At 73.1% G+C, this 18,400-nt stretch carries 18 protein-coding genes; 9 read left to right on the plus strand and 9 right to left on the minus strand.

Annotation, left to right across the window (positions count from 1 at the left end):
- The first annotated feature begins 76 nt into the window (after window positions 1-76).
- Entirely contained in the window at window positions 77-301 is a 225-nt protein-coding gene (locus VKA29_RS31555) for a DUF2277 domain-containing protein (RefSeq protein WP_324789426.1), read from the plus strand.
- 10 nt (window positions 302-311) lie between these two features.
- On the opposite strand, the gene VKA29_RS31560 is transcribed toward VKA29_RS31555, so the two are convergent.
- From VKA29_RS31560 to VKA29_RS31570, 3 genes are all read right to left on the minus strand, one after another.
- Window positions 312-923, minus strand: a complete 612-nt coding sequence (locus tag VKA29_RS31560) for a DedA family protein (RefSeq protein WP_324789427.1) — start codon at window positions 921-923, stop codon at window positions 312-314.
- Between the two features lie 264 nt (window positions 924-1,187).
- Window positions 1,188-2,837, minus strand: a complete 1,650-nt coding sequence (locus tag VKA29_RS31565; protein WP_324789428.1) for an alkaline phosphatase D family protein — start codon at window positions 2,835-2,837, stop codon at window positions 1,188-1,190.
- A 174-nt stretch (window positions 2,838-3,011) separates the two neighbouring features.
- Window positions 3,012-3,656 (minus strand): HNH endonuclease family protein, encoded by a 645-nt coding sequence (locus tag VKA29_RS31570; RefSeq protein ID WP_324789429.1) that lies wholly within the window; start codon window positions 3,654-3,656, stop codon window positions 3,012-3,014.
- 444 nt (window positions 3,657-4,100) lie between these two features.
- Between VKA29_RS31570 and VKA29_RS31575 the strand changes: the two genes are divergently transcribed.
- Entirely contained in the window at window positions 4,101-4,766 is a 666-nt protein-coding gene (locus VKA29_RS31575; protein ID WP_324789430.1) for an HAD family hydrolase, read from the plus strand.
- 344 nt (window positions 4,767-5,110) lie between these two features.
- On the opposite strand, the gene VKA29_RS31580 is transcribed toward VKA29_RS31575, so the two are convergent.
- Entirely contained in the window at window positions 5,111-5,971 is an 861-nt protein-coding gene (locus VKA29_RS31580) for a peptidoglycan-binding domain-containing protein (RefSeq protein WP_324789431.1), read from the minus strand.
- A 119-nt stretch (window positions 5,972-6,090) separates the two neighbouring features.
- Here VKA29_RS31580 and VKA29_RS31585 point away from each other — a divergent pair, with 119 nt between their 5' ends.
- On the plus strand, window positions 6,091-8,118 hold the full coding sequence (locus tag VKA29_RS31585) for an MFS transporter (protein ID WP_324789432.1): 2,028 nt from the start codon (window positions 6,091-6,093) through the stop codon (window positions 8,116-8,118).
- On the opposite strand, the gene VKA29_RS31590 is transcribed toward VKA29_RS31585, so the two are convergent.
- On the minus strand, window positions 8,042-8,605 hold the full coding sequence (locus VKA29_RS31590; protein WP_324789433.1) for a GNAT family N-acetyltransferase: 564 nt from the start codon (window positions 8,603-8,605) through the stop codon (window positions 8,042-8,044). The two genes, VKA29_RS31585 and VKA29_RS31590, sit on opposite strands and share 77 nt — an antisense overlap.
- Window positions 8,606-8,742: 137 nt before the next feature.
- Between VKA29_RS31590 and VKA29_RS31595 the strand changes: the two genes are divergently transcribed.
- Window positions 8,743-9,411: a hypothetical protein gene (locus tag VKA29_RS31595; RefSeq protein ID WP_324789434.1), complete on the plus strand. Its 669-nt coding sequence runs from the start codon at window positions 8,743-8,745 to the stop codon at window positions 9,409-9,411.
- A gap of 5 nt (window positions 9,412-9,416) precedes the next feature.
- A complete protein-coding gene (locus tag VKA29_RS31600) occupies window positions 9,417-9,941 on the plus strand; it encodes a hypothetical protein (protein WP_324789435.1) in 525 nt (174 codons plus the stop codon).
- Here the strand turns inward: VKA29_RS31600 and VKA29_RS31605 are convergent.
- Entirely contained in the window at window positions 9,930-10,346 is a 417-nt protein-coding gene (locus tag VKA29_RS31605; protein ID WP_324789436.1) for a DUF1992 domain-containing protein, read from the minus strand. The genes VKA29_RS31600 and VKA29_RS31605 overlap by 12 nt on opposite strands.
- Before the next feature lie 116 nt (window positions 10,347-10,462).
- Here VKA29_RS31605 and VKA29_RS31610 point away from each other — a divergent pair, with 116 nt between their 5' ends.
- Window positions 10,463-10,855, plus strand: a complete 393-nt coding sequence (locus tag VKA29_RS31610) for a hypothetical protein (RefSeq protein ID WP_324789437.1) — start codon at window positions 10,463-10,465, stop codon at window positions 10,853-10,855.
- A 148-nt stretch (window positions 10,856-11,003) separates the two neighbouring features.
- On the opposite strand, the gene VKA29_RS31615 is transcribed toward VKA29_RS31610, so the two are convergent.
- Complete coding sequence (locus VKA29_RS31615; RefSeq protein ID WP_324789438.1) at window positions 11,004-11,744, minus strand: peptidase E; 741 nt, start codon at window positions 11,742-11,744, stop codon at window positions 11,004-11,006.
- A 460-nt stretch (window positions 11,745-12,204) separates the two neighbouring features.
- On the opposite strand from VKA29_RS31615, the gene VKA29_RS31620 reads away from it, so the two are divergent.
- From VKA29_RS31620 to VKA29_RS31630, 3 genes are all read left to right on the plus strand, one after another.
- A complete protein-coding gene (locus VKA29_RS31620; protein WP_324789439.1) occupies window positions 12,205-13,047 on the plus strand; it encodes a sugar phosphate isomerase/epimerase family protein in 843 nt (280 codons plus the stop codon).
- Window positions 13,032-14,132 carry a hypothetical protein gene (locus VKA29_RS31625; RefSeq protein ID WP_324789440.1) on the plus strand — a complete coding sequence of 367 codons (1,101 nt, stop codon included), beginning with the start codon at window positions 13,032-13,034 and terminating at the stop codon, window positions 14,130-14,132. The genes VKA29_RS31620 and VKA29_RS31625 overlap by 16 nt, the downstream gene beginning before the upstream one ends.
- Before the next feature lie 115 nt (window positions 14,133-14,247).
- Window positions 14,248-15,399, plus strand: coding sequence for a glycosyltransferase family 4 protein (locus VKA29_RS31630; RefSeq protein ID WP_324789441.1), 1,152 nt, complete (start codon window positions 14,248-14,250; stop codon window positions 15,397-15,399).
- Between the two features lie 26 nt (window positions 15,400-15,425).
- On the opposite strand, the gene VKA29_RS31635 is transcribed toward VKA29_RS31630, so the two are convergent.
- Both VKA29_RS31635 and VKA29_RS31640 read right to left on the minus strand, forming a co-directional pair.
- Window positions 15,426-17,150, minus strand: coding sequence for a condensation domain-containing protein (locus VKA29_RS31635; protein WP_324789442.1), 1,725 nt, complete (start codon window positions 17,148-17,150; stop codon window positions 15,426-15,428).
- A 102-nt stretch (window positions 17,151-17,252) separates the two neighbouring features.
- Window positions 17,253-18,275 carry a helix-turn-helix transcriptional regulator gene (locus VKA29_RS31640; protein WP_324789443.1) on the minus strand — a complete coding sequence of 341 codons (1,023 nt, stop codon included), beginning with the start codon at window positions 18,273-18,275 and terminating at the stop codon, window positions 17,253-17,255.
- Window positions 18,276-18,400 lie beyond the last annotated feature (125 nt).

Here is an 18,400-nt window from a genome sequence, read left to right on the forward strand (position 1 = left end):
GTCGGTCGGCCCCGTAGCGGTGGCCGCCTCGGCAGCGATCATCGCAGGCTTCGCGGGCGTTTGGGAGACTGGTGCCATGTGCCGGAGCATCAAGACCCTGCGCCCGCCCGCGTTGCCCGAGGAGGCGACGGAGGAGGAGATCCGGGCCGCCGCCCTGCAGTACGTGCGGAAGGTGTCCGGGTTCCGGGCGCCCGCCGCGCACAACCGGGAGGTCTTCGACCGGGCCGTCGACGCGGTCGCCGCGGCCACGGCGGAACTGCTCGCCGGGCTGGAGGTGCGGGGGCAGCGCGTGAGCGGCTAGCCGGGGACCGTCAGGAGACCTTCACCGGCCGGCGCACCACGTACCCCGCGCCCGCGCCCGCGGCGCACAGCGCCGCGACGGACACCCCGGTGGCCAGCCAGGTCGCGCCCAGCCACTGGCCGCCGAAGTAGCCGAGGGCGACGCTGTAGGCGGCCCAGGCCAGGCCCGCCAGGGCGGACCAGGGCAGGAAGTCGCGGGCGCGGCGGTGGGCGGCGCCGGCGCCGAGGGAGACGACCGAGCGGCCGGCCGGAGCGAACCGGGCGAGGACGACCAGGGCGCCGCCGCCGCGGGCGAGGGTCGCGCCGAGGCGTTCCTGCGCGGCGGTCAGGCGGCGGGAGCGGGCGATGGTGTTCGCCAGGCGCTCGCCGCCGCGCCAGGCCAGCCGGTACGCCACCAGGTCGCCCAGGACGGAGGCGAGGGCCGCGCACAGGGTCAGTCCCAGGATGTCGGGGACGTCGTGCGGCACCCGGCCGGTCGCCGAGCCCGCCGCCGCGGCCGTGGCGGCGGCTATCACCAGCACGCCGCTCGGCAGCACCGGCAGGAACACGTCCAGCAGGACCGACAGCGCCACCATGGCGTAGATCCAAGGGCTGCCGGTCAGCGACCCCATACTCTCCAGCACCGCAACTCCCCGTGAACTCCCCCGTGGGCCAGACCGTGCCGCGGTGTCGCGGGGGAGCGGCAGGGGCGGCCGAACAACAGCCATACAGCGTACGCGCCGGGTGTGACAGGAGGTTCACGGGGGCTGCGTGGGTTCGGCACGGCATGTTCACTTCGCTGTCGTGCGGGGCTGCCGTGCGGCGCCGTCCTGCGGGCTGTCGTTCGGGCTGTCGTCCGGGGTGTTGTCCGGGGTGTCGTTCGGGCTGTCGTCCGGGGGTGTCGTGCGTCAGGTGGTCAGGACGGACTCCCGGACGGTTCGCAGCGATCCGTCCGCCTGTGCCTGCTCCAGCCGCAGGCGGGCCGAACGTCCGTGCAGTGTCAGTGTCATCAGCTGGTTGCCGAACCAGGGGCCGCCCTTCTTGCGCCACTTCACCGGCGGCCGCTCGCCGCCCGCGTGCCGGGCGAAGCCGCGGCCGAGGACGCGGGCCGGCGCGCTCCAGCCGAAGCGGAAGCCGAGCCGCATCGACAGCGGGACGGTGTTGTGGACGGGGGAGCAGGTCAGCTGAAGGACCCGGGCGGCCGGGGAGCCGGCCGGCCAGGTCGGCTCCGCGACGTACGCGTGGTGGACGTCCCCCGACAGCACGAGCACCGTCGCGGGCGCCCCGGGGCCGCTGCCGGTCTCGGCGATCAGGCCGCACAGCGCGTCGAAGGAGGCCGGGAAGGCCGCCCAGTGTTCGAGGTCGGCCGCCTGCCGCAGCCGCTCCCCGATCCGCGCCCAGCGCGCGCCGCGGTCTCCCCGGCACAGCGCCGAGCTCCACGCCTCGGCGTCGTGCACCAGGTGCGGCAGCAGCCAGGGCAGGGAGGTGCCGAGCAGGAGGTGGTCGTAGGCGTCCCGCCCGTCCTCACGTCCGTCGAGGACCTGTTCGCGCAGCCATCGTGCCTCGCCGGGATGCAGCATCGCGCGGTCGTCCTCGTCGAGGACCCGGGCCGCCCGCGAGTCCACCATCAGTACGCGTACGCGGCCGAAGTCGCGCCGGTAGCTCCAGCGCGCCGAGGCGGGGTCGGCGTCGGCGCGGCAGGCGAAGGCGCGCAGCGCGTCCGTGCCGTCCGGGGCGGCGCGGACGGCCGCGTACAGCGGGTCGGCGGCGAGTTCGGCGGGCGGGAGGTTGCCGAGGTGCTGGTGCACCCAGTACGACATCAGGCCGCTCAGCAGCCGCTCCCGCCACCACGGTGTGGCGCGCATGCCGGCGAGCCAGGCGGCGGAGGTGTTCCAGTCGTCGATGACGTCGTGGTCGTCGAAGATCATGCAGCTGGGCACGGTGGACAGCAGCCAGCGCACCTCGGGGTCGAGCCACGATTCGTGGTACAGGCGGGTGTACTCCTCGTAGTCCGCCACCTGGCTGCCGGGAGGCTCGCGCAGGTCCCGCCGGGCGGCCAGCCAGCGCCGGGTCGCGTCCGAGGTCTCGTCCGCGTAGACCTGGTCGCCCAGCAGGAGCAGTACGTCGGGGCGCTCGCCGTCCGGGGCGGCGGCGATGCGGACCGCCAGCGAGTCGAGGGCGTCGGGGCCGACCGGGTCCTGGCGGGCGGCGGCGGGCGTGGCGGCCCAGCGGCAGGAGCCGAAGGCGACGCGGAGGGCCTCGCCCGGGCGGGGGGTGCGGATGACCGAGGGCGGGAAGCCGGAGAAGGGCGCCTCGGGCAGCGGCCACACGCGCGTGCCGTCCAGGAACACCTCGTACGGCGTCGTCGTGCCCTCGGTGAGGCCGGTGACCGGGACGAGGGCGTAGTGGTGGCCGGCGATCCGGAAGGTGGGGGAGGCGCCGCGCGCGCCGTCCGCGCAGCGCACCTCGGCGGTGCAGGGGCGGCTCGTCTCGACCCAGACGGTCGCGGACGAGCCGTCGGCGTACCTCAGCAGCGGTCCCAGGCGCAGTCCGGACACGTGATCGCCCTCCTCCGTCGCCCCGTACGGTACGGGGCGACGGAGGGGAACGGGGAGGTATCGGCGGTCACGGGCCGGTCCGGCGTGGCGTCGGGCGGGCGTGGTGCCGGACCGGCGTGGCGTTGGGCGGGCGTGGCGTCGGGCGGGTGTGGCGTCGGGCGGGCGTGGTGCCGGTCAGCAGGCGGCGAGGTAGTTCGTGAGCGCGGTCTTCTCCGCCGAGTCGACCGAGAGGTCGTAGTAGTACTTGACCTGGACCCAGGCGCGTACGTAGGTGCAGACGTACGCCGACCGGGACGGGACCCAGGTGGCCGGGTCCTGGTCGCCCTTGGCCTGGTTCACGTTGTCGGTGACGGCGATGAGCTGCGGGCGGGTGAGATCGTTGGCGAAGGCCTGGCGCTGGGAGGTGGTCCACGCGCCGGCCCCGGAGTCCCAGGCCTCGGCGAGCGGGACCAGGTGGTCGATGTCGAGGTCGGAGGCGGCCGTCCAGGTGGCGCCGTCGTAAGGGGAGTACCAGCTGCCGCTGATGGCCGCGCAGGAGGAGTCGGTGACGACGTTCGAGCCGTCCCGCTTCAGCACGGTCTCGCGGGTGTTGCAGGTGCCGCTGATGGTGATCCAGTGCGGGAACAGGTCACGGCTGTAGCCGGTCCGGTTCTCGGTGGCCACCTTGAGGGAGGCCAGGTAGCTGCGGGCGGTGGACGCGCTGACCGGGGTGGGGAGAGCGGCGGAGGCGGTCGGGGAGTTGAACAGCGCGGCGGAGGCTATCAGGCCGGTCAGCGCCGTGAGTATGCTGAGCCGTCGACGCGCGTAGAACTTCGGCATGCGAACTCCCTGGAGTCGTGGGGGCGTTGGGGTGCGAGCGAGGGAATGCTCGCGACGCCGTGTTGCGGGGAGGTGTGCGACGGGTAAGAAGCTAGTGACGCGTACATGACATGACAAGGCGTGCGGGGGAATTCGGTCGCGGGGCGTCGTGCGCGAAGGCCCGGCGCTCTCGGTGGGCGGCTCGCACGGTTCGCGCTGATCGCGAAGGCCGCCTGCGCCGCTGATGGCGGGGCTCGGTGTGCGGCTGGGCGTCCGGCCGCGGCTGAATGCCCGGTGAACTCTCGCTGGGGTGGTGGCGGGATTCCGTTCGGTTTTGTATCGTTGAGAAACAAAGTGGCTCCCGCCCGTTTTCCCTGACCGGCGGGCGGGGCCGCCTTGTCCCCGCGGGCGCCTCCGCCTGTCCGCCCGCCCCGTACCGGAGCCCGCCCCGTCCTGGAGTTGCCGATGACGGTCACCACCGTGCCCACCGTCCTCACCGCCCGCGCCCTGCTGCTGGACATGGACGGCACGCTCGTCGACTCCGAGGCGGTCGTCGAGCGCTGCTGGCGACGCTGGGCCGAGCGGCACGGGCTGGACGGGGACGAGGTCATGCAGGTGGTGCACGGGCGGCAGGGGTACGCGTCGATGGCGCTGCTGCTGCCCGACCGGCCGATGGAGCGCAACCTCGCGGACAACGCGCGGATGCTCGCGGAGGAGACGGCCGACCTGGAGGGTGTCGTCGCCGTGCCCGGCGCGGCGGAGTTCCTGGCGTCGCTGCGGGGGGTGCCGCACGCGCTGGTCACCTCGGCGGACGTCGCCCTGTCGACGGCCCGCATGGCCGCGGCGGGGCTGCCGATGCCGGACGTGCGGGTGACCGCGGAGAGCGTCGGGGCGAGCAAGCCCGATCCGGAGGGGTTCCTGAAGGGGGCCGCCGCGTTGGGAGTGCGGCCCGAGGAGTGTGTCGTCTTCGAGGACTCGGCGGCCGGTATCCAGGCCGGGCGCGCCGCGGGGATGCGGGTCGTGGGGGTGGGGGCGCGGGCCGGCCTCCACCGGCCCGACGTGGTGGTGCGGGATCTGACGCGGGTGCGGGTGGAGCGGGTCGGGGGCGGGATCCGGGTGGCGGTTCGGTAGCGGGGTGCGTTGTGCCTGCGGCGGCATGGCGCGGGGTGCCGGGGTGCCTGCGGCGGCATGGCGCGGGGTGCCTGCGGCGGCCTGTGGCGGTTCGGTGGGGGTGCGCGGGGCGCGGGGTGCGTGGTCGCGGTTTGGTGCGGGTGCGTGGTGGGGTGCCTGCGGCGCCTGTGGCGGGTCGGTGGGGGTGCGTGCAGCGCGGGTGGTGGGGGGTGGGTCGGGGCCGGGGCGGGGGTGTCCGTCCTCGGAACGGCGCGGAATCGGGGGTTCGGGAGGTGCCGGGGTTGACGCGCCAACCGCTGCGGGCGAACACCCCCGCCCCGTCCCCTTCCCGCCGCGCGCGGCTGTCAGCCGTCCGTGGTTTCCGCCTCCAGGCTCGTGCGGGTCTCCTCGCCGTAGACGCCCAGCTCGTCCGCGGTGATGCCGCGGGTCCACTGGTAGACGCGTACGGCGTGCTCCACCCGGGCGTCGAAGTCGCCGTCGACGTCGCCGTCGTAGAGGTAGAGGCGGCGCAGGCGGAGCTGGAGCTCGGCCACCCCGGGGCCCTGGTCGCCGAGGCGCAGGACCTGGGGCGGCTGGGGGGTGGTGGTGGCCGACTGGACGGTGCCGGTCGCGGTGACCGAGGGGGTGCCGGCCGGCGTGGGCGCGGCCGACGGGGTGGTGTCGGGGCTCGGTGAGGCGGTCGTCGCCGAGGGGGACGCCGAGGGGGGCGGGACGGGGGAGCGGAGTGCGGGTGCCGACGGGCGGGTGGTGGCCGGCGGGGGCTCGCTGGTCTCCGTGTCCGGCACGCCGGCGCGTATGCCGTCGGGGAGCGCGGTGTCGCGGGACGGGGTGTCGTACGAGAACAGGCCACTGGCCACCGTTGCCGTGGTGACGGCGGTGACTGCCGCGGCGGTGATGATCAGTACGGTTCGGAGTCCGCGGTGCGGGCGGTTCCTCGGTTCGGGGGCCGGCTCGTCGTCCGAGGGCGCGCGGTCGTCCGCGGGCGGGTCGTACGACAGCGGCGGCAGGGGCGGCGGCGCCTCCGTGGGGGCGGACAGGTCCACGTACGGGCGTATCCGCAGCGGGTCGAAGTCCTCCGCGGCTGACGCCTCCGCCCGGCGGGCCTCCCGCAGCGCCTGGGACGCCTGCCGGCCGCACGGGCAGGACGGAGTGTTGTCGGCCGTCCTCGGCGCGCCGCATTCCGGGCAGCCGTTCGGTTCCTTCACGTCTTCGTCCCTCCCCCTCCGGAGATTATGCAGATCTCCTCCACCGCTGGGGCTCGACAGGCCATAACCGGCCACCCGGACGACGATGGAAGCGGGCGTCCGATCCTCGGGAGGGCTCCATGGCCGTGGGCGAGCAGGGTGTCACGGACGTGCGGGACGCACCGCACGTGCCGGGGAACGTGCGGGCGTCGATCGGCGCCCTGCTCCTCGGGATGCTGCTCGCCGCACTGGACCAGACGATCGTGTCGACCGCGCTGCCGACGATCGTCAGCGACCTCGGCGGGCTGGAGCACCTGTCGTGGGTGGTGACCGCCTACCTGCTCGCCTCGACCGCCGCCACCCCGCTGTGGGGCAAACTGGGCGACCAGTACGGGCGCAAGCGGCTGTTCCAGGCCGCGATCGTGATCTTCCTGGTGGGTTCCGCGCTGTGCGGCATGGCGCAGGGCATGGGGCAGCTCATCGGCTTCCGGGCGTTGCAGGGTCTGGGCGGCGGCGGGCTCATGGTGCTGTCCATGGCGATCGTCGGCGACATCGTCCCGCCGCGCGACCGGGGGCGCTACCAGGGGGTGTTCGGGGCCGTGTTCGGCACGACCAGTGTGCTGGGCCCGCTGCTCGGCGGGCTGTTCACCGAGCAGCTGAGCTGGCGGTGGGTCTTCTACGTCAATCTGCCGGTCGGCGTGGTCGCGCTGGCCGTGATCGCGGGTGCGCTGCGCATTCCGCGCAGGGGCGCCCGGCACACGATCGACTACCTCGGTACGTTCCTGATCGCCTCCGTGGCCACCTGTCTGGTACTCGTCGCCTCGCTGGGCGGCACGACGTGGGCGTGGGGGGCGGCCGAGACCGTCGGGCTCGTGGTGCTGGGCGTCGTGCTCGGCGTGGCGTTCGTGCTCGTGGAGCGGCGGGCCGCCGAGCCCGTGCTGCCGCCGAAGCTCTTCCGGATCCGGACGTTCGCTCTGTCCGCCGTCATCAGCTTCATCGTCGGTTTCGCCATGTTCGGGGCGATGACCTATCTGCCGACCTTCCTGCAGGTCGTCCACGGCGTGACGCCGACCATGTCCGGTGTGCACATGCTGCCGATGGTGGTCGGCATGCTGCTGTCGTCGACCCTCTCCGGGCAGGTCGTCAGCCGCACCGGGCGGTGGAAGGTGTTCCCGGTCGCCGGCACGGCGGTCACCGCGATCGGGCTGCTGCTGCTCCACCGGCTCGACGAGACCAGTTCCACGGCTGAGATGAGTTCGTGCTTCTTCGTGTTCGGGCTGGGGCTGGGGCTCGTCATGCAGGTGCTCGTGCTCATCGTGCAGAACGCCGTGTCGTACGAGGATCTCGGCGTCGCCACCTCCGGCGCGACCTTCTTCCGGTCCATCGGGGCCTCGTTCGGCGTCGCCGTCTTCGGGACCGTGTTCGCGGGCCGGCTGGACGACAGGCTGACCGGCGCCCTCCGGGGCGTGGCGGGGGTCTCCGTCGACGCGCTCGAGTCCGACCCGCGGCGGATCGCCGCCCTGCCGGCCTCCCTGCGCCCGGCCGTCCTGCACGCGTACGCGCAGTCCATCACCGACGTCTTCCTCTACGCCGCCCCCGTCGCCCTCCTCGGGTTCGTGCTGGCCTGCTTCCTGACGGAGGACACGCTGCGCGGGTCGGTCACCGCGCCCGACGTCACCGAGACGCTGGCCAGCAATCCGGTGGAGCGGTCGTCGTACGACGAGGTGTGCCGCGCGCTGTCCGTGCTCGGCACGCGGGAGGGGCGGCACCAGATCTACCGGGAGATCACCGAGCGGTCCGGGTACGACCTGCTGCCCGCCGCGAGCTGGCTGCTGCTGCGGATCAAGAAGCACGGGACGGTCGAGCCGGGTCTGCTCGCCGAGCGCAGTTCCGTGCCGCTGGCGGTGGTGATCGCCGCCGTCCGGCAGGTGGAGGAGCGGCGGCTGGCCGAGCGGGAGGGCCTGGACCTGGTCCTGACCGCCGAAGGGCGGCAGGTCGCCGAGCGGCTGTCGCTGGCCCGGGAGGAGTCCCTGGCCGCGCTGCTCGGCGACTGGTGGGGGCCGGGCCGGCCGACCGATCTGACGCAGCTGGTCAGGGAGCTGACCGGGGAACTGTGCGGCTCGGACCGTGAGCAGCCGCAGAACGGGGCGCCGACGCGGATCGGCTGAGCAGGTCCTTGGCGAACCAGTGCCCGGCGTACGGGTCGTCGTTGTGCGGCTCGGTCTCGGTGTAGCCGAGGCGGGCGTACAGGGCGCGGGCCTCCACCAGGTCGCTGCGGGTGTCGAGGATCATGCGCGTGGCGCCCAGCGCACGGGCGGCCTCCTCCGCCGCGCGGACCAGCAGCTGGGCGCCGCCCCTGCCGCGCAGCTCCTCGCGCACGAAGACGCGGGTGAGTTCGGCCGTGGTGGGGTCCAGGACGCGTACGCCCGCCGAGCCGGCCGGTTCGCCGTCGTGCCGGGCGATCAGCAACTCGCCGGTGGGCGGGGCCAGTTCGGCGCCCGTGGTGGCGGCGATCCCGCGCTCCAGTTCGGCCGGATCGGTCCGGCGGCCCTCGTGCAGCAGGTACCAGCGGTCGCTGACCTCGGTGTAGTACGCCCGCCACAGGGCGACGGCGGCGGGGGAGCCGGGGGGTTCCGGAGCGATGGTCCAGGTCATGCCGTTCATTCTGCGGAGGCGGGGGGCGGGGGGTGCAACCGGTTTCCGGGGTGCGGCGGGCCCGCCGTTTGAGCGGTGCCTCGCGGGCAACCCGATGACAGAACCGGCCCGTTGGGCCGACACAACGGAAGGCATCCATGTCCACAGGCATGATCGTTGCGTTGATCGTGATCGTGGCGGCCGTGGTCGTTGTCGCGGCCGTCCTGACCCTGCGCTCCCGGGGCCCGCGCGGCGGCCGGGACCTGAAGCGGCGTTTCGGGCCCGAGTACGACCGCGTCGTGGCCCGGCACGACGGGGACGCCAAGGCCGCCGAACGTGAACTCACCGAGCGCGTGGAGCGGCACGGATCGCTGCGGGCACGGCCGCTGGAGACGGCGCGGCGCCAGCAGTTCGAGGCGCGCTGGGCGGCCGCGCAGGAGCGCTTCGTCGACTCGCCGCGTGAGGCGGTCGCCGAGGCCGACCGGCTGATCGCCGAACTCGCCGCGGAGCGCGGCTTCCCCGACGGCGGCCAGTACGAGGAGCAGCTCGCCGCCCTGTCCGTCCACCACGGCCACCGGGTGCACGGCTACCGCCGGGTGCACCGGGCCGCCCACGTGCCCGTGAACGCCGGCGACGCGGGCGAGCGGGCCGCCACCGAGGAGATGCGCGCGGCCATGGTCGAGGCGCGCGCCCTGTTCGAGGAACTGATGACCGACTCCCGCCACGGCGTCGGCCGGCGCCGCGCGGAGAGCGACGAGGCGGGCAGGGCGCCTGCCGGCAAGGCCACGCCGTGGGCGTTCGGCCGGCGTCACCCGAAGGAGGGCTGAGACAGATGTCCGACGTGACACGCCCGGCGGGCGGCACACCGGCACCGGCGGAGCGGGGCGGCGGTTCGCCGACGGGTGGCGACAGCGGTGCGGGGAGCGGTGCGCACGCCGACGCCGGCACCGGCACGGACACGCGGAGCGGTAGCGGTGCGCACACCGGCACCGGCACCGGCGCCGGTACCAGCGTCGGCACCGGCGCCGACAGTGGCGCGGGCGGTCGTGGTGAGCAGGGGCGCGCGAGCTCGCGGCTGCTCTCCGCCGAGGAGTGCGACACGTTCTCCGGGCGGTTGCAGCACGCGGTGGCGGGATTCGTCGACGCGCCGCACGACGCCGTCGAGGAGGCCGACCGGGTCCTGGAGGAGATCGCCGGCCGCTTCGCGGAGGCCGTGACGCGGCGCCGCCGTACCCTGCGCGCTTCCTGGCAGAGGCAGGACGGCCGGGCCGGCGGGTCGGCGGCCGGCGACACCGAGCAGCTGCGACTGGCCCTGCGGGACTACCGCGCGCTGGCCGAACGCCTGCTACACGGGTGACCCGTCCGCCCGGCCCTCGCGCCACCGGCGTACGACCTCTTCCACGTCGTACGGCTTCTTGCCCAGCGGGGGGCCGGGCGGCGGCTTGAACATCATGTCGCGGATCTTCACGTTGATCTCCGTGACGATCTTCCGGACGATCCGTTCCGAGGGCGCCGCGTACGCCGCTTCGAGCGCGTCCTCGGCCTCCTTGCGCAGGGCCAGGGCAGGCGGCAGGACCGACAGGCCCTCGCGCGCCATCTTCTGCCTGACCCACCAGAGCTCGTCGTACGAGGTGTCCGCGCCGTTCGGCAGGGGTTTGCCGGCGCCGGGCAGTGCGGCGAAGTCACCGCGCGCCTGCGCGTCGCGGATCTGTTTGTCCACCCAGGACTCGAAGGGCACGCCGGGCGGCTTTCGCTCGGTCATGAGCTCATTGTGCCGGACGTGACACGGCCGGGCGATTTATCATTCCGCGGTGCGCCGACCAGGCAGGCGTACGAGGCGGTTGCAGGCCGTCGAGGGATCGTTCAGGAGGAGCGCACGTGCTCGAACTCACCATGGCCACCGTCTCGGGGGAGCAAGAGGGTGCCACTGCCGGCATGGTCATGGCCGACGCGCCGAGTGAGCCCGGCGCCGTGCTGCGGGTGGGGCGGGACAAGTCGGTGTGCCGTCTGGCGACCCCCGACGACTGGCTGTTCGTCTCCCGCGTGCACCTGGAGTTCCGGTGCGGTCCGGAGGGGACCTGGCAGGTGACCTGGCTGCGCGGTTCGCAGCCCGACCCCTCCTCGGAGGTCCGGCTGATCGTCGGGGAGTACGCGCAGACCATCGCCTACGGAGGTCATGTGGCGCTGCCCCCGGGCAGCAACGGCGAGGTCGTCATCCAGGACCGCACCGCCCCGCGCAGTGTCAACGTCGGCTTCTACCACGAGGGTTAGCCGGCCACGATCGTCCTCGGCCGTCCGGTCCGTTCCCGTCAGGGGGCAGGCGGGGCGGCCGACCGCGCCTCCTCCGCACGGACCTGCCGGGGGAGGCTGTCCGGTGTGGCCGCGGGAGGCGGACACGCGGTCCTCGGAACGGTCCCGGTCACCGCCCGGGGGAAGTCAGCCGGCGGGGTTCGATGCGCTCCTCCACCGCCCTGGTTCCGTCCCTTGCGACCAGGTAGGCGCTCCTGCCCGGGATTTCCGTCACGGCCTCCACCAACTCCGTTCCGCGGTAGACCAGACCGACTCCGTCGTCCGTGCAGTGAGCAGCGGGCAGGGTGCCGTCCGCCACGAGCCGGTGGATCAACGGGCGCCGCCCCGCATCGGAGTCGTAGTGCACGCCGTTGCCGTAGGGCAGGAAACGGAGTGCGTCCGTGACCGGGCGCAGTCGCGGCCCGAACGAGTCGGTCGCACCTCCCTGGAACCAGCAGATGGAGCCGGCGCTGACTCCGCTGAGCACGACGCCTGCCTGCCAGGCGCGGTGCATGATGCGGTCCAGGCCGTGCGCCCTCCACACGGCCAGGAGATTGACCACCGAGCCCCCCGCGACCCAGACCACATCGTGGTCGAGCACCGATCCCTCGACGTCCTCGACGTTGGGCATGGGAAACAGTTGCAGCGGCGTCAGGTCGAATCCCGCCACCCGCGCGGCCTCGGTCATACGAGCCGTGACGTGCTCGGCGTCCCCGGCGGCGGTGCCGACGTACATGATGCGTGGGCGTCGGCCGTGAACCCCGGAGAGTTCGACCGCACGATGCACCAGGGCATCGAAGACCACCCTGGTCCGTCCACCGGCTCGGTGTCCGCCGGAAGTCGCGACGATGGTCGGTTCCAGTGCCGTCATGGCCTTGATCGTATCGGTGCCGTTCCGGGGCCCCGGCGCGGTGGCGGATTCCGCCGCCGGGGCGGGCGAGCGGCTTCCAGGAGGGAGAATCGCCTGGTCATCCGGGGTCACCGGGTGTTCGCGGAATACGGCCGACGGCCGCGACGCGCCTTTTGTCCCACTGGCGCCTTGTGGCCGTGCAGGACCTTCCCCATGTCGTCGCTGGTGCCGGTCCCGGCCCGGCCGCCAGTATCGGCACTGCTGGGTCCGTCACGGACCCGGCGGGCAGGTCAGCACGAGGAATCCGGCGGGCGGCACGTCACAGGGTGCTGCCGGATTCCGGTGCCGCACGTTACTACCGAGAGAATCCGACGACGTGGCCAGCAGACACGCGGCAGACTCCGTCCGGCCTCCGCGGCGCGACGGTGTCTCTGTTTCCACCGGCTCTCTGTACGACGTCGGTCTTCCGACCGAAGACGCGGTGTCGGTACTCGCCGACCTGGGTGTCAGGGACGTCGAGATCTACCTCCAGGGCCCCCCGGAGACGGGCCGTGGCTACGTCCGGCGGCTGGCCGACCGGTGCCGGGAGGCGGGGGTGCGGGTCGGTTCGGTGCACCCCTACGTGTTCGGGTTCGAGAACCTCCTGTACACCACCTACCGACGGCAGCAGCGCTGGGCCCTGCGGCAGTTCGAACGGTACGTGCAGATCTGCGCCGAGCTGGGGGCCGCCCACTACGTCGCGCACGGGCCGCCACGGCACCATGTGGTGGACGACGGGCGGATGAGCGACCGGTACCTGGCGGTCACGGCGGAGCTGGTCGAGACGGCTCGCAGCCACGGCGTGGTGTACTGCATGGAGAACGTGTCGTACGGCCTGCTGCGCGATCCGGCCGACGTCGCGGCCCACCGGGCGGCACTGGACGTACCGGTGCCGATCGTCCTCGATGTGAAGTCGGCGTGGAAGGCGGGGCTGCGCCCGCAGGACTTCGCTGCCGCGCTGGGCGAGGACATCGCCTTCGTCCACATCAGCTTCCCCGATCACGTGGGCGCCCGGTACGGCCTGTGCCCGGGGACCGACCTTCCCGACCCCGATCTGACAGCCATGGTGGGGACCTTGACGGCGATGCACGGGGCCCCGCCCAGAACCGTCGTCGAGGTGTGCGGGGCATCCGACGTCCGCGCCGTCGAAGCGGCGGTGGCGGCGACGGAGTCCCTTCTCGCACCGCACGCAGGCCCCGGGGGCCCCGGTGGCGGCCAGGCCGTCACCGGAGGCGCCGGCCCGTCGTACACGAGCTCTGAAGGAGAGCGATGCCGATCCACCTGACCGCAGGCGTCATGACGCACCCGAGCCGGAAGGACAACGCTCTGCGCGTCATCCGCTCCCAGGGCGATCTGGCCGTCGAACTCGTCGAGGACCCCGTCCCCCACGGTCGGCCGGGTGCCGCCCGCACGGCACAGCGTGCGTGGGAGGCGATGCCGGACGCCTCGACGCACCACCTGCTGCTCCAGGACGACATCATGGCGACGGAGGGGCTGGCGGGGCATCTGGCCGATGTGATCGCCCAGGTTCCCGACGCGCCGCTGTGTCTGTTCACCGAGTGGGCGTCCAGAACGGCACAGGCCGTCAGGCTGTCGGTCCTCGAAGGCCACGGGCTCGTGGAGGTGGTGGACCGGCTGCACACCACCCAGGGGGTCGTCCTTCCCGCGGGGATCGTCAGGGACTTCACGGCCCACCTGCGCGGGTCGGGCATAGACATGGTGAACGCCGTCGCCGACGCCGACCTGCTCTTCGAGTTCCTGCGCGCGGAGGGGCACACGGTCTACGTGACCGCCCCCAACCTGGTGGAGCACATCGAGCTTCCGAGCCTGCTCACCAACGACATCCTGCGCGGCCCGCGGCAGTCGCCCTGCTTCGATCCCTCGCTGCCGCCCCGTGCCTGGTCCGTGGAGCCGGCCGGCCGGGCAGCCGTCATCCCGCACATGTCCACGGACGGCCGGTCCTACTGTCATCGCCGCGACGACGGCGGCGGCTGGAGTTCCGGTCAGACGGTCGACTGGCTGGCCGAGCTCGGCGTGCCGTTGCCGCACCTCTTCGCGTCGTTCCGAAGTGAGCTGGCGGCACTGCCGCAGGCCCACCAGGTGCGGGCCGCCGTGTCGGACCCGCTGGTCTTCCAGCTGTGGCTGACGGCACTGGCGTCGGGTCAGGTGATGCGCGCGGAGCGGGGGTACGACCGGGCCGCGCTGGCGGCGGCGCTGGCCGAGCCCACGGCCGAGCTCGCCTGGTCGACCCTGGTGCCCGGCGCACTGCGCAAGACGCTTCCCGTGGAACTCGGCCACACGCTGGGCCGGGCCCTGAAGCCGATGCTGACGCGGGCGCTGCTCGACGCGGCCGGCCTTTTCGAGGGCTGACGCGGTGTCCGTGCGTTCCGGCGTCCGGCCGGCACCTCAGCGGTCCGCGCCCGGGGACGGTTTCCGCAGTCTGCTGGTGTGCGACATCCTTCCGTGGCGCAGGTTCGGGGGCGCCATGCGCTGCGACATCGTCGCCCGCGCCCTGGCCGCCCTGGGCGAGGTGGACCTGCTCGTCCTGTCGAACGGCGCGTACCCGGTTCCCGACGGCACCGTCTTCTCCCGCGTGCAGGTGCTCCCCCAGCACACCCCTGCCACCTCGCCCGCCGGCCCGCCCGGGGCGGCGGCCGCATCCGCGGCCGCGCAGGTCCGCACCGTGCGCGAGCAGGTCCACCGGGACGTGGCGCCATGGGTTCGCGAGACACGCTACGACCTGGTCTGGTGCGCCCGGGAACGGAACTGGCTGAAGTTCCGCGGCCTGGTGGACGCCCCCTCGGTCGTGGACGTGGACGATCTGGAGGACGTACTGATCAGGCGCTGGCTGGCGCTGGACCGGGCCCCGGACGGTACGGCGCTCACCCCCTCGCGCCGCGCCGACATGCTCCGCGACGCACGATGGTGGGCCTCCGTCCACCGCCGGACGGAGCGCACTGCCGACGTCCTCGTGCTCGCCAGCGAAGCGGACCGGGACCGCACCGGCCTCTCGCAAGCGGTCGTCGTGCCCAACACGTACGAACGTGAGCATCCGCCGGCCGCGTCCACCGCGCAGCCGTCCGTGCCGGCCGGCGGTCCGGTCCTGCTCTTTCAAGGCGCCCTCACCTGGCCGCCGAACGAGGACGCGGCTCTGTGGCTGGTCGAGGAGATCGCTCCGGCCGTCCGGCGGACCCATCCGGAACTGCGGGTCGTCCTCGCGGGTTCTCCCTCGGCGCGTGTCCTGGAGCTGCGCGGCCGTCCCGGGGTCGAAGTGGTGGGCCGCGTACCGGAGATGACGCCGTACCTCGACGCCGCCGACCTGGTGGTCGTCCCGTTGCGGGTGGGCGGGGGAACCCGCATCAAGATTCTGGAGGCGTTCGCGCACGACGTCCCCGTCGTGTCCACCGCCGTCGGGGCGGAGGGCATCGGTGTCGACCCCGGGGTCCACCTGGAGATCGCGGACACCGCGGACGCGATCGCCGACCGTTGCCTGCGCCTGCTCGCCGAGCCGCGGCGCGCGCGGGACATGGCCGGACGTGCCCGCTCGTTCTATGAGAACGGTCACCGGGCCGCCCACGCGCGGCAGCGGATCCACGAGGCGGCCGAACGCGCGCTGCGCCGGGCGGCGAGCCGCTGAGCGCGGTGTCGTCCACAGCCGCGACGTCAGGCGTCGTCGCGGCCGCTTCCCTCGGACAGGACGGTCTCCCGCGCCCAGGCCTCGCGGGAGTCGGGATCGTGCGGCGCCCGGGCGCACACGACGTAACGGTCGGGGGCCCGTACGTCGGAGCGGCCCCCCAGCGCCGCCATGAAGGCGCTGTGCAGCTCCGCGGCGCGGCGCGCCGGGCGGTCGGCGAGGTAACCGACCAACTCGGCCGTACCGTCCGGCGGTTGCGTCGCCCGATCGAGGAAGAGGCGAGCCGTGGCGTCGCCGGTGACCTCCTGCCAGAGGCGCCGGGCGGCAGCCAGGTCGACCCATCCCTCGGCGTACGGGACCCAGTCCGGCCGGCCGACCCGGGTGATGCCCAGGGTCGAGCCGAGCAGCGGGCCTTCGAGATCGTCGTGTGCCGCCGCGGTCACCACCCGCTCTACCGCGTGCAGCACGTGACGCATGTCGCCGACCGAGAAGTACCCGGTGTCGCAGACGAGGGAGAGCAACGTGCACGGGTCGGCCGACCGCACCGTGAGGTAGAAACGCGCGTCCGACGTGTCGGGGCAGGCCGCCTCGGCCACCGTCGTCCTCTCCGTGAGCCGGCCGAGGGCCGCGGGACCGGGGTCCCACTGGTCCACCCTCCCGCCGGATCGGCCGCGGATGTCGTTGAAGTGGGCGGCGAGGTCCTGGGTCGCGCCTCGCAGGTGCTCGTGGTGCCTGCGCAGCCGCCATGCCTCCTCGGGGTCGTAGTATCCGTTGCCGTACGCGGTCAGACCGGCCTGGAACGTCTTGCGGACGGTCTGCCGGAAGGAGGCCTGGCCGGTGTCCACGGTGATCAGCCCGTCCCAGGACAGCGTGCCGACCACATGGCGCCGTGCGGGATTCTCGCGGTTGGAACAGATGGTCTGCATCGGAACGACCCGGTGCCCGGTGAACTCCCCGAGTGCCGACACGGTCGCGGCGAGCAGGACGGAGGTGCTGCTCACCCGCATCCTGGAGGCGGCCAGTTCGGCGGCGACCGCGATCGCTTCACTGCGCATGACCAGCCGCCGGAAACGGGGTGTCCCCTCGGCACGCCGCGGATAGTCGAACAGGGTGGCGGGGGCCGTGCGCAGGCCGCGCGACCAGTGCCTGAGCGCCCGCTCGCTCGCGGCCCGGCCCTGCGGGGACTGCTCGTAGGCGGCCACGTCGAGCGGCTGGCAACTCCTCGGTTCGATCCTCCGCCCGGCCAGGGCCTGGCGCAGGTCTCCGGTCAACTGCCGCAGACCCTCCTGGTCCACCGCCAGGTGACCGACGGCCACGGCCAGCCGGGAGGGACGCGCGCCGTCCGTCACCAGGGCGAACCGGACCTGCCACTCGTTCCTGCCGAACGGCCGGCCCGCCAGTTCCGCGGCGATGGTCCTCGCCGCCTCGTCGGGCCCGTCCGTGACCTGGTAGCGGGCCAGTGACAGCGTCCCCGACGCCTGGACGGTCTGCCACAGCCGGCTGTCCGCGAAATGGAACACGGTGCGCAACGCATCGTGCGCCCGTACCAGTTCCGCGACGGCCCGGGTCACCGACCGCGTGTCGCACCCTTCGGGGACCTCGACGGTCCGTGCCAGGTTGAAGTGCGCCTCGGCCTCGGGAGCGGAGTCGAGACAGTGCCATATGGCACGCTGGCCCCAGGTGGCGACGGCCGTCGCGGCCCGGCGCCCGGTGACGTCGATCCGCAGCTGCTCGGCCGGGGTCAGTGCTTCCATCTGATCGTGTCCTTGTGTCGTCGGGCACCGGGGCGCGGCCGCCGCATTCGCCGGCCGGCAGAGCGGTTCGGTGGGGATGTCGTCGCACACCGAGGCCGGCGGTCAGACGAGGAGGCGCCTGCGGGCCTCCACGCCGGCCTGGAAACGACTGCTCGCGCCCAGGTTCTGCATCAGATCGGAGACGTGGCGGCGACAGGTGCGCAGCGAGACGCCCAGCCGCCTGGCGATGGCGTCGTCCTTCATTCCGGTGGCCATCAGCCGCATGATCGCCAGAACGAGTTCGTCCCCGAGCCACGAGGGCTGCGGGTCCGTGCAGGTGTACGAGGAGGCCCTGTTCCACGTCTCCTCGAAGGCGGCGGCCAGCACGGAGACGAGCACCGGGTTGCGGACGGCGAGGGCGATGTTCTCCTCGCCACCCGCGCGCGGCTCCCCGTCGGTGCCCGTCGTGGCGGCTTCGAGCGCCTCCGGTACGCGCAGAACGCAGACCGAACGATCGATCACCACCATCCTCAGGGGAACCTCTCCGACCGTCCGGATCTCCGCTCCGGAACGCGTGGCGGTGTCCATGAACCCCTCGGAGGGGAGGTGATACCTGGCCGCGTGCTGGAATACCGCTCGCACCCGGACTCCGCGACCGCCGGCGTCGGCGAGCCACTTCCGGCCCAGGAGCCGGTGGTCCACCCTCTGCTGGATGAACAGCACCTCGGTGGAACAGCCCGCCACCTCCTCCTCGATCAGCTGGTCGAGCTCCTTCCCGTCCGTCATGGTCTGGATGATGTCCCGGGACTCGAGCCGCTGCATCTCCTGGTGGGTCCGCAGCAGTGCCTGAAGGCGTGCGCGCAGGTTCTCGGCGTCCTCCACGCGGCGCTGAACCTCTTTGTCTATGGGAGTCATCAGCTTGGCCATGGCGACCCGGGGGGAGACTGCCCGCCAGGTGCCGTGGTCGCTCTCGGGTTCGATCACACGCAGATCGGTGAGAACGCGGCGAGCCTCACGGATCTCCGCCGAGGTGGCCCCGGTCCGCTCGGCGAGCTTCTCACCGTCCCATCTTCCGTACTCGACGACGTGCTGGTACCCCTCCAGGAGGAGGTAGTTCAGGTCGAATCCGGCACTGATGATGGACATGGTCATTCTCCGGAGGTGAGTCGACTGCGTCCCACAACATGGCTCTGCTCGCACGCCGAAGCGGTGTGCCGGCCGACATGCCGCGAAACGACCGGTCCCCGAGGGAGGCGGATCTTTTCGAGCTT

Origin of the sequence: Streptomyces sp. H51 (assembly GCF_035656535.1) — a bacterium.
GTDB lineage: Bacteria > Actinomycetota > Actinomycetes > Streptomycetales > Streptomycetaceae > Streptomyces.